This is a genomic window from Hydrogenimonas sp. (genome assembly GCF_029932565.1).
GTDB lineage: Bacteria > Campylobacterota > Campylobacteria > Campylobacterales > Hydrogenimonadaceae > Hydrogenimonas.
In genome coordinates, this window is the sequence record NZ_JAOZPV010000007.1 from 31684 (window position 1) to 40825 (window position 9142).

Sequence of the window (9142 nt, forward strand, 5' to 3'; positions counted from 1 at the left end):
ATGATCGTCATCATCATTCTCGGGCTTTTGAGTGCTCTGGTGCTTCCCAATCTGTTGGGCAAAGCCGAAAGCGCCAAACGCAAGCTGGTATGTATCCAGATGAAACAGATCGAAGAGGCTCTCAAATCGTTCAAGTTCGACAATGGCATGTATCCGACAACCGAAGAGGGGCTGGAAGCTCTTCTGAGAAATCCGGATCCTGAAAAATACACCAATTACGCATCGAGCGGCTATCTGGAAAGCAAAACCCTTCCACGTGACCCATGGAAGCACCCCTATGTCTATATCAACGAGGATGGTACAATCAACATTATCAGCCTCGGCGGAGACGGCAAGGAGGGTGGAGACGGCGACGCCAAAGATATCACACTCCAGGAGTGTGAGCGCCATTGATGCGTGGATGGGCCGATGGGTGAATGAGAAAATGGCAAAAGGAGAAGAGAAGATCGTTAACCCGACAGAATTTTCCGACCATCGATACACTTCTGCCCACTGCCCACTGCCCGCTACCCACGCGATAAGAGAAAAAGCTCGAGCTTTTACTCTTATCGAACTCCTCATCGTCCTGCTTCTGATGGGAATCATCTACGGCATCGCGTTCAACACGGCATTGCCGGGCACGACGAAAACGGTGCCCGACACGCTTTCGTTCAAAAATATCGACACACTTTTCAAATCCTCCTCTCTCTACAGAGCATCCGACCTCATACTGTACGGGACGGAAAACGGCAAAGCCTATCTGACTGCCGACAACAAGATACTCGAAACGGTGGATCTTCCGGAAACAGGCAGCGGATATCGGCTCAATCCCGACGAAACACTCCAGCGCATCGATTATCCCCATATCAAAATCGGCAGCAAAGAGATTAGACCGATCTTTTCGATCCGCTGCCGAAAAGATGGTCTTTTCGACCCGCAAATCATTCTCTCCGGAGAAAAATGGCTCTATATTCATCCGTACGATCCTCCCGCATTTTTCGACAATCCCGTCGAAATGATAGATGCAATGCGACAAAGCGCCTATCTTCCCGACAGGGCCGGCTATGCACAGTAAACTCTTGTCCCGACGCACCGGTTTTACTCTTCTGGAAGTGCTTTTGAGCGTTCTGATCCTCTTTACGATGGGGATCGCATTGCTGAAATTCGATGGATGGATCAAGGAGGATCTGGCAAAATATCGTGAAAAAGCGGTGCTGCTTTATCAGACCACACCTCTGCTCTACTCGAACATTCGACGTCTCAAACGCAAGCAGGTCACCATTTACGACACGATACACTTTTCGAAGCTTCGCGATGACGAAGTCTTCTGGCTCAAAAAACTCAAAGGGAAAGTTGACGTCGGCAAAGAGCAAAAGAAAACCCTTTTCGAGAGCGGAGAACTCGATCTCACCTACCGTTATTATCCTGTCCGACTCGAACATGGCGAAGTAGGCGTCAGTTTTATCAGGGTGAATCCATGAAATATGCATTCACCCTGGTCGAAATGCTGATATCCATTCTTCTGACGGCCATCGTTTTCGTCTATCTCTACGCGACCCTCGACAGCGTTCGAAGCGATCATGAACGCTACGACCGTTCCATTCGCAACATCACGACAAGCCAGCGTATCTACGGGCTGCTGCTCCAGGATATTGCACAGATGCGGAGCCCGGTCGAAATCGTTCACGAAGCGGGATACGATCGCATCGCTTTTACCACCGACCACTCCGTCTACGGTATCTCCCGCCCCTGGATCCATTACTACATCAGTCGAAACGAAGAGAGACTTGTACGAATCGAGGCAACCCATGCCATCGACTTTTCCGGCAGTAGCTACATCGGCGACGCGAATGGCACCTATCTCTTCGCGGATACCCTTGCCGCAGGGTGCAGCTCACTTCGTTTCACCGCAAACGGTCCACGACTCAGTATTTTGCTCAAATGCAGGGATATTGCCCCCATTGTCGCAACACTCTACAAAGGCGACCAATGAGACGGGGCATCGTACTCTTCATCACCCTCGCGATACTCCTGATGCTCAGTTCTGTCATATTCCTCTTTTTGCAGCAGAGCGACCGACTGAAAAAGAGTGTCCGGGAAAACATTGCGATCATTCAGACCAATCTCATCCTGAACGATATAAGCAGTTTTCTGAAATCCCAAAGCTTCACACAGGATGAAGTCTTTTTCGGTGCAGGCATTCCCGTTTCACTCGACATGGGTCCCGTTTCGGGTTTTCTTTCGATCGATTCGGCCCAAAAGCGCATCAATATCAATGCACTTCTCGATGCCATTCAAAAAGATCAGCAGACTCTTGACAGTGTCATGAACTGGATGGAGCGGCAAAATCTCAAAAATCCACAACTACTGCTCGCTCTCCTGCTTGACACGTTTGACAACGACCTGTACGAACGGGAGCGAGGCAGTGAAATTCGTATTGGAAAACCGTGGTTTCAAAACGGTTCCATCCCAAATCGGCGAAGCCTCGAGACCATACTGGCCACCTATCGTACATTGAGCGGCGATGAAAATCTTACCGTCGAGAGGTGGGAGGAACTTTTCGGTTACGAAGGAGCGATTATCGATATCAATTATGCCAACAGCGCACAGCTTCGGCTCCTCTATCCGGACTTTACGCCCAGCACCATCGCCGCCATCGCCGCACACGACACTCGTTATGAAAATCCCGACGACCTACCGATCGACGAAGAGTTCAAAACGGCAATCCTTCAGCCCCACCTGGGCATCACACCCGTCCTCTCCACGGAGACCATTGCAGTTGCCATCGATTTCAACACAACACAGGAGTGCAGCGGAACCATCTCCTTCCGAATGGGCTTGAAAAAGAAGACGATAACCCATTTGGCCCTCTCTCCCATTCACTGTCCATGACGCAATGGTTATTTTCGATATAATATCATCAAAAATTAAAGGGTTTTATGCGCGTCGCAATCGTACGCCTTACGGCGATGGGTGATGTTATCCATACACTTGCAAGCATCCAGTTTGTCAAGGAGAAAAAGCCGGAGATTGAACTGACATGGTTCGTGGAAGAGAAATTTGCAGAAATCCTCGGCATGAACCCTGATGTCGATCATGTTGTTCCGCTCAATCTACACGGCTTGAAAAAAGAGTTTTCCGCTTCTGCAGTCCGCTCAATCTACAAGAGAGTCAAAGAGGCGGGGCCTTTCGATCTCGTTATCGACGTGCAGGGGCTTATCAAATCGGCAATTATTGCCAGAATTGCCGGAAAAGAGGCCTCCGGACTCGACAGGCATTCGGCGAAAGAGGGACTCGCTTCACTCTTTTATCGCCATACCTTTCATGTGGATTGCGCAGATATCGCACCCCTCCGCTTTGCGACACTGATCGGCAAAGCACTCGGTATCGACATTTCCAAAGCGATGCTGCTGAAAAAAAAGCCTTATCTTTTCTATGATGAAAGATGTGTGGATAGAGCTATCGACAACTATTTCAAATCTGATAGAAAAAATATTCTTTTCATAACGGCTGCCAGCAACGCAAGCAAAACCTATCCGTCCGAACAGATCATCGAAACGATCCGAAACCTCGATGAACACAATATTCTCCTTGTCGCCGGCAGCGATACCGAAAGAGAAGAGGCGGGAAAAATAGCCGATGCCACCCACGCGATTCTTCTGCCGAAAATGGATCTCAACTCTCTCAAATACACCGTCAGCAGATGTGACCTTCTCATCGGTGGCGACACCGGTCCCAGCCATATGGCCTGGGCCATGAACCGCCCTTCCATACTACTTTTCGGGTCGACACCGAAAACGATGATGATGGAGACACCCGTCAACGTCGCCCTCACCTCCGGTGCAAAGGTGCACCCCTGCCGTTTCGACAAAACCGACCGCTCCATCGCCACGATTCCTCCCAAAGATGTGGTGGAAACGGCCCAAAGGCTTTTGGCATGAGAGACTACATCTACCTCGCTTTCTACCATCTTTTCCGCTGGCTGGTCACCTGGACTCCGGAAAAGATCCTCTTTCCCATTCTCAGAGGCATTGCCCGCTTTGTCTGGTTCATCGACCGCAAACACCGACGCATCGCCCGTGTCAATCTCGATCTCGCCTTCGGCGATGAAATGAGTGACGAAGAGAAAGAGCGAATTATCAGGAGAACATATGAAAATCTCGTTTTCAACCTTGCCGATTTCATTCGGAACCAGGGCATTTCAAAAGAGAAACTCCTGCAAAAAGTTTCGTTCGAAAACAGTGAATATGTCGAAAACGAACTGAAGGCCGGGCGGCCCATCATAGCGATTACGGCCCATTACGGACACTGGGAACTTCTTCCCCCCGCACTGGCCGCCAAATTCACTCCACTGACGATCGTCGGACGACCTCTCGATTCGAAAGCGATGAATGAGATTTTGGAAAGAAACAGAGAGCGATTCGACATCAAACTCCTCCCCAAAAAAGGTGCTTTGAAAGGGTTGATTTCGGCATTGAAAAAAGGTCGTTCCGTAGGACTGCTGGTCGATCAGAACACACGGGAGAAAGATGGGATCCTGATCGATTTTTTCGGAAAAAAGGCGCGCCACACCCCTGCAGCCGCCATACTGGCCCGCAGACTCGACCTGAAAATCGTTCCGGTATTTATCCACTCTGACGACCACAGGCACTATGTCATCAAATTCTATCCGCCAATCACTATGGAGAAAACGAACGACAAAGATGCGGACATCATCAGAAGCGTACAGGCCCAGGCAAAGATCACCGAAGTGGTTATTCGGGAAAAACCTGACGAGTGGTTCTGGCTCCACCAGCGATGGAAAAACCAGTACAAACATCTCTATGAAACGAGATCCCGATGAACCTGCGTTACAGCATAGATGCCTTCAAAACCAAACAGGTATTGGACAAAGGTTACCAAAAATACGCCAACCCTTTCGAAACGGGAAAATGGTGGGGCGAATACGACAGACATTACGATGAAAATCTTGTATATCAGGTACTGAATGCCTTCGATCACGAACGCAATAAACATTTCAAACTTGTTCACCAAAGTGACTATCGCGACACCTACCGGAGCAAAAATCTTCCTGTCGATCTTTATCTGAAACACTATCGTGTTTATGACGCCAAATACAGCCGTACCACTATTCTCCGTCGCAACATTCTGCGCCGGACCCTGGCCAAAAAATCATTCGCTCTCGTTTATCAGCTGCAGGCCATGGGTATTTCCACCATCGACAATCTTTTCTACGCCGCTGGGAACGATCGTTATATCCCATCTGAGGGCATTTATGCTTCCATCGCCGAACCCAGAACCGTTCCGCTCTCCTATTATTTCGAAACACTCTCGCCACTCAATCCGGCAAACGATTTTACTGACGCATTCGACGGAACGATTGAGCATTTTCCGACCGATCGTATTCTCGAAGCGTATGGACGATTCGCGGGGAGGCTTCTTCATCAAGGAATCCGTGGGTCGCATCGGGAACTTTTCGGGAATACATTGATCCAATTCCAATCAAATGGATTCGATCTTTTGCTCTGTGATCTGGATGTCATTGATGCGGTTTCTCCCTATTCCGACCATGAAAGGGAGGAAGCTGTCAATACCCTTTATGCGCATCTGCAAAAAAGATTGGAAACTCTGAAACTGACATTCCATCCCGAAAGTTTCAACAAGGGGATTCAGGACTCCCTTAAAACACCACATTCAACCATACGGAGCTCTTCTTGAAAATTCTACACACCGAAACACTGCCCAAATGGGGTGGACAGCAGAACAAAGTGCTCAAGGAACTCAAAGCCGCCAGGTCACTCGGACATGATGTTTTTCTTGTCTGCAATCCTGGTGCCGTTATCGGTGAACGGGCCCGATCTTTCGATATTCCTGTGACGGAAATCCGTATGACGAAGAAAACCTACCATCAGACAGTGCCTGCTTTGATGCGTTTCATACAATCCAACGAAATTGACATAGTCGTATCTCATGGATCCACCGACAGTTGGATCGTCGCCGTCGCGGGCAACCTTTCGAAACGAAAGCCCTTCCTGATACGCGAACGGCACAATCTTTTTCCCATAAAAGGCACTCTGTCCCGCTGGCAGCATCGCTCTCTTTTCGACCGGATCATCGCCATCAGCGAAAGTGTAAAAAACTATCTTCTCGAAATCGGAGTTCCTGAGAACAAGATTTTCTTCCTTCCCAGTACTGTAGACACCCATCATTTCGATGCGACCGAAGAGATATTGACCCGACAGTTCGATATTCCGGAACATCATACGATCGTCGGTATGTTCGCCGATCTCACCCGCAAAAAGGGGGTGTTTGATTTCGCAGAAGCCGCATCGATTCTGCTAAAACGGCACGCTGATATCACCGTGGTATTTGCGGGAAGCTATCTACCACGAATCAAGGAGGAGATCGATGCACTGCTGGAAAAATATGGCTTGAATCCAAACGAACGCATCGTCTGGACGGGGCGTTGCGAAGATGCAGCCACAATCATGAAGGGCTTCGACATCTATATTTACCCTTCCCATACCGAAGGACTGGGTACTGTCATCATCGAAGGTATGGCGGCGAAACTCCCTCTCATCGTTTACGATATCGAACCGATGAACCGACTTGTCGAAAACGGTGTGCGTGGATTGACCGCACCCTACAAAAATCCCGGCAAACTGGCCGAGTGCGCCACGCATCTCATCGAAAACGAAATGGAGCGTCGAACGATGGCGCGCGCTGCCCATGATTTCGTCCTACAAAACTACAGCGACGATATTCTGGTTGAGAAAATGGAAGAACTTCTGGAGGGTGTTCATGGCCAATAACGTTACGATCGTTACGTTTCACCATATCCACCCCCACCCAGACAGGATGACCATACCGCCTGAACTTTTGGAAAAAGTACTGCAAAAGATGGGCAAAAACCACCATTTTATCTCCTATAAGGATTTCATCGAATTTTTGTTCCACAACAAGAGACTTCCCAAAAAACCACTGCTTTTGACGTTCGACGACGGCTATCTCGACAATTATATCTATGCTTTCCCCATTCTGAAAAAACTGAAAGTACCCGCTGTTATCTTTGCAATAACCGGCATGGTAGAAACATCCGATACCTGCCGCGACACCATGCCGCCTTTCAAATCCCATATCGATCTCGACAAAAATCCGGATCCAGCTTATTTCATCAACACTGCCGAAATCGAAGCGATGGAAAAGAGCGGATTGGTCGAAATAGAAAGTCATACGGTATCGCACATGACATGCCGAAACCTTCCCTACGAGACCGTTCTGAAAGAGCTGGAAGATTCCTATCGTTTTATCACATCGCATACCCGTCCGAAAGAAGTTCACGGTTTCTGCTGGCCCAAGGGGCAGTTTGATGAAACAGCATTGAAAGCCATTGAAGTTTCACCTTATGCTTTCGCGTTTTCCACGACGGAAGGCGCTTATCATCGGGATGATCCGCTCTACACGATCCGCCGTATTGACTGCTCTGCCTTCGACGGAAATGAAACGAAATATTTGAAAAGGATTCAGCGCAAGCTCGCTATCTATTCTACACCTATTCTTTCCAAACTCTATACTGAATTTCGGGAGTATAGGATCCAAAGAAAACGGAAAAAACGTGATGATTGAGCAAATTACAGTCACTATCCTGACAAAAAACTCGGAAAAATATCTTTCTGAATGTCTCGATACATTGACGATATTCGACGAGGTATTGATTTTGGACAACGGTTCGGAGGACAGAACATTGGAAATCGCATCCCGATATCCCAATGTTGCAATAAAACAACACCCATTCATCGGCTTCGGTCCGATGAAGAACCTGGCCGCGGATATGGCGCGTAACGACTGGATTCTGACAATCGACAGTGATGAAGTCGCCTCGGCAGAGCTGATCGATGCGATTCGCCAGCTCGATCCGGCAAACACCAACCATGTCTACGCCATTCACCGGCTCAACCATTATAATGGCAGGCCGATTCGCTGCTGCGGATGGCACCCGGATGTCGTCCTGCGACTCTACAACCGCACACATACCCGTTACAGCGACGCGATGGTCCATGAAAGTTTGCAACTTCAACCTGACACCAAACGTGTCGAGCTTACCGGAGAGCTATACCATTATCCTTTCGATGACGTGGAGTCGCTTATTGAAAAGATGCAGAGTTATTCGACCCTATTCGCAAAACAGAGTGATAAATCATCCTCGCCAGCCAAAGCTTTCTGGCGTGCAACCTTCGCCTTTTTGAAAAACTATTTTCTTCAGAAAGGGTTTCTCTACGGTTATGCGGGGTTGCTCATCAGTGTTTCCAACGCCAACGGTGTCTTTTACAAATACATGAAACTCTATGAAAAAAAACGGAGGGTGCAATGACCGTTTCACTCATTGTCACCACGTACAATCGGCCCGATGCACTGGAACTCGTACTACTGAGTGCCCTGCGGCAAAAACGTCCACCCGATGAGATCATCGTTGCCGATGACGGAAGCGAAAGCCAAACCGCGGAAGTCATCAAAAAAACGAACGGTCAAAGCGACATTCCCATCCTGCATGCGTGGCAACCCGACGAAGGATTCCGTGCCGCGATGGCCCGAAACCGCGCCATCGCAATGGCAAAAAGTGATTATATCGTCATGATCGATGGTGACATGCTGCTGCATCCATATTTTGTCCAGGACCACATGGAAGCGGCTGAACATAATGTTTTCGTGCAGGGCGGACGCGTGCTTTTAAATGAGTACACGACCAGGGAGACAATCCTGACGAAACGACTCGATTTCACACCTTTCTCTTCGGGAATCGGAAACCGCAAAAATGCATTGCACTGCAAATTTTTAAGTCATATTTTTTCAAAGAAGAGCCGATCTCTTCGCGGTATCAGAACATGCAATTTCGCTCTCTTTCGCAAAGATATTCTCGCCGTCAATGGTTTCGACAACCACTTCGTCGGATGGGGACGGGAAGACAGCGAATTCGCCGTGCGACTTCTCAACAGAGGTCTCGAACGCAAAAATCTCAAATTCGCCTCTGTCGCCTACCATCTCTACCATCCAGAAAATACGCGCCAAAGCCTTCCGGAAAACGATCGACGCCTGCGACAAAGTATCGATGAGAAAAGAATCCGCTGCGAAGATGGTATCGACCGGTTTCTCACCCGGGCCGATT

At 48.8% G+C, this 9142-nt stretch carries 12 protein-coding genes; all 12 read left to right on the forward strand.

Annotated features, from left to right (window positions below):
* On the forward strand, positions 1–393 hold a 393-nt coding region (gene gspG / locus Q1K24_RS02065), incomplete at its 5' end, for a type II secretion system major pseudopilin GspG (RefSeq protein ID WP_300365214.1).
* A 19-nt stretch (positions 394–412) separates the two neighbouring features.
* On the forward strand, positions 413–1054 hold the full coding sequence (locus tag Q1K24_RS02070; RefSeq protein WP_300365217.1) for a prepilin-type N-terminal cleavage/methylation domain-containing protein: 642 nt from the start codon (positions 413–415) through the stop codon (positions 1052–1054).
* Positions 1044–1460, forward strand: a complete 417-nt coding sequence (locus tag Q1K24_RS02075; RefSeq protein ID WP_300365220.1) for a hypothetical protein — start codon at positions 1044–1046, stop codon at positions 1458–1460. The genes Q1K24_RS02070 and Q1K24_RS02075 overlap by 11 nt, the downstream gene beginning before the upstream one ends.
* Positions 1457–1972 carry a prepilin-type N-terminal cleavage/methylation domain-containing protein gene (locus tag Q1K24_RS02080; protein WP_300365223.1) on the forward strand — a complete coding sequence of 172 codons (516 nt, stop codon included), beginning with the start codon at positions 1457–1459 and terminating at the stop codon, positions 1970–1972. Before Q1K24_RS02075 ends, Q1K24_RS02080 begins: the two co-directional genes overlap by 4 nt.
* On the forward strand, positions 1969–2871 hold the full coding sequence (locus Q1K24_RS02085; protein WP_300365225.1) for a hypothetical protein: 903 nt from the start codon (positions 1969–1971) through the stop codon (positions 2869–2871). Before Q1K24_RS02080 ends, Q1K24_RS02085 begins: the two co-directional genes overlap by 4 nt.
* Before the next feature lie 47 nt (positions 2872–2918).
* Entirely contained in the window at positions 2919–3920 is a 1002-nt protein-coding gene (gene waaC / locus Q1K24_RS02090) for a lipopolysaccharide heptosyltransferase I (RefSeq protein ID WP_300365228.1), read from the forward strand.
* Positions 3917–4822 carry a lipid A biosynthesis lauroyl acyltransferase gene (locus Q1K24_RS02095; RefSeq protein ID WP_300365231.1) on the forward strand — a complete coding sequence of 302 codons (906 nt, stop codon included), beginning with the start codon at positions 3917–3919 and terminating at the stop codon, positions 4820–4822. The genes waaC and Q1K24_RS02095 overlap by 4 nt, the downstream gene beginning before the upstream one ends.
* On the forward strand, positions 4819–5697 hold the full coding sequence (locus Q1K24_RS02100) for a hypothetical protein (RefSeq protein WP_300365234.1): 879 nt from the start codon (positions 4819–4821) through the stop codon (positions 5695–5697). The genes Q1K24_RS02095 and Q1K24_RS02100 overlap by 4 nt, the downstream gene beginning before the upstream one ends.
* Positions 5694–6791 (forward strand): glycosyltransferase family 4 protein, encoded by a 1098-nt coding sequence (locus Q1K24_RS02105; protein ID WP_300365236.1) that lies wholly within the window; start codon positions 5694–5696, stop codon positions 6789–6791. The genes Q1K24_RS02100 and Q1K24_RS02105 overlap by 4 nt, the downstream gene beginning before the upstream one ends.
* Positions 6781–7605, forward strand: coding sequence for a polysaccharide deacetylase family protein (locus tag Q1K24_RS02110; protein WP_300365239.1), 825 nt, complete (start codon positions 6781–6783; stop codon positions 7603–7605). The genes Q1K24_RS02105 and Q1K24_RS02110 overlap by 11 nt, the downstream gene beginning before the upstream one ends.
* On the forward strand, positions 7598–8350 hold the full coding sequence (locus tag Q1K24_RS02115) for a glycosyltransferase family 2 protein (protein ID WP_300365246.1): 753 nt from the start codon (positions 7598–7600) through the stop codon (positions 8348–8350). The genes Q1K24_RS02110 and Q1K24_RS02115 overlap by 8 nt, the downstream gene beginning before the upstream one ends.
* A partial coding sequence (locus Q1K24_RS02120; protein ID WP_300365241.1) for a glycosyltransferase family 2 protein occupies positions 8347–9142 on the forward strand: 796 nt, incomplete at its 3' end. The genes Q1K24_RS02115 and Q1K24_RS02120, both read left to right, overlap by 4 nt.